1 protein-coding gene is annotated in these 1,489 nt (G+C 44.5%); it reads right to left on the bottom strand.

From position 1 onward, the window contains the following. Positions 1 to 193 precede the first annotated feature (193 nt). Complete coding sequence (locus tag HNQ84_RS14245) at positions 194 to 1,384, bottom strand: ISL3 family transposase (RefSeq protein ID WP_435622465.1); 1,191 nt, start codon at positions 1,382 to 1,384, stop codon at positions 194 to 196. Positions 1,385 to 1,489 lie beyond the last annotated feature (105 nt).

Here is a 1,489-nt window from a genome sequence, read left to right as displayed (position 1 = left end):
TTTTGGGTCTTCACCATTTTCTGTGATTTCCACTCAATCCCAGAAACATGTTAGCTGGATGAAATGGGTTCATCAGTCAAGATCCTTCTTCCGCATACAGACCACCAAGTTGGTAGAATGGAAACAGTCAAGCGCTTTCCTTGACGGGTTCCATTCTACCAACTATCATACCGATAGCGGAAGAAGGGAGCGCTTAAGAAGCCTGACTACCTGTAGTGTTCCCTGTACACTCCAGAAATACACGCAAACGAAACCGTTCTCGATTTCGATAGCCATATGCTCGGCGTTTGATGTTTTTGATCTTGTGATTCGTCCCCTCGATTCGGGCATTGGTATATGGGTACAAAAAGTAGGAAAGAATCGGCTCCTTCCACCTTTCAAGCGTGTTGGCTACTTCCTGAAAAGAAGCAAAAGGGCTCTGTTTGGCTAACTGAATCCATTCTTCCAAGCGTTCCTTTGCTTCGTTATATCCATCGGTTCGGTAAAAATCTCTAAACAACTCTTTCAGATAATAGGCAATGGAAAGTACCGGATACTCCTCCAAGATATCGTCTAATCGACGCCGTTGATCTTTACGAAGCTTTTCACAGCCTTTTAAGAGAAGATATCGAGCCTTCTTCAATGGAGAACATTCCTTTCTTGCTTGATCCAAGGCTTGTGTCACTTTTTGAACCACATGGTACTTATCGATGACAATCGAAGCAGATGGAAACAGGGCACGAACCGCCTTATGATAAGGTTCCCACATGTCAAGAATCACCGTTTGAACCCTTTCTCTCGACAGGACATTCTGGCTCAACAAGTGGATGGCGGAGTCACATTGGCGATCGGCATGCATTCCCATGACCGATCCAGCTTTAGCATCCATCAATACGGTTTCATACTGATGTCCCTTTTTTACCGCGATTTCATCTAAGCTAAGCACCATCCCTTCCTGACAGGATGCCTCCGTTGCGGTTTGGCGTTCTTTTGCTTTTTTTGATGCGATGGAGTAGTAGATGCGTTCCAATGTCGTATATGGGATGCGGTGCTTTCGGCTAACATCTTGAATGGTGGAGCCTTCACAAAGTTCATACAAGTGCTCACAAAATCGATTGGTGTAATGTTGATTGGGCTGAATCGATTCCAAAGAGGCAGAAAACACGTGGGAACAATTCCAGCACCGATAGCGCTTTACCTTGACGAACAAGTACACCGGCTGATGGAAAATCGCCAAATCCCGTACTTTTCTTGTCCGTCTGTCGTGGACAGTGGAAGTGGCAAACCCACAATGAGGGCAGCGTTCCTGTGTCTCTGTTTTCTCTACATGAATCGCATAACCATAGGAATGAAGTTCTTGTTTAATCACTTTCAATTCTGGCAATCCTAGTGGTATCGAAAGCACTTACGAGACCTCCTTAATGTTGATTTCACCACTAACATTATTGCCAGGATTTCGTCAGTGCTTTCTCTTTTTTGTCACTAAATCACAAAATTTGGTGATGAACCA

This window comes from Anoxybacillus eryuanensis (genome assembly GCF_051200995.1).
Lineage (GTDB): Bacteria > Bacillota > Bacilli > Bacillales > Anoxybacillaceae > Anoxybacillus > Anoxybacillus tengchongensis.
This window is presented reverse-complemented; position numbering and strand designations above follow the sequence as displayed.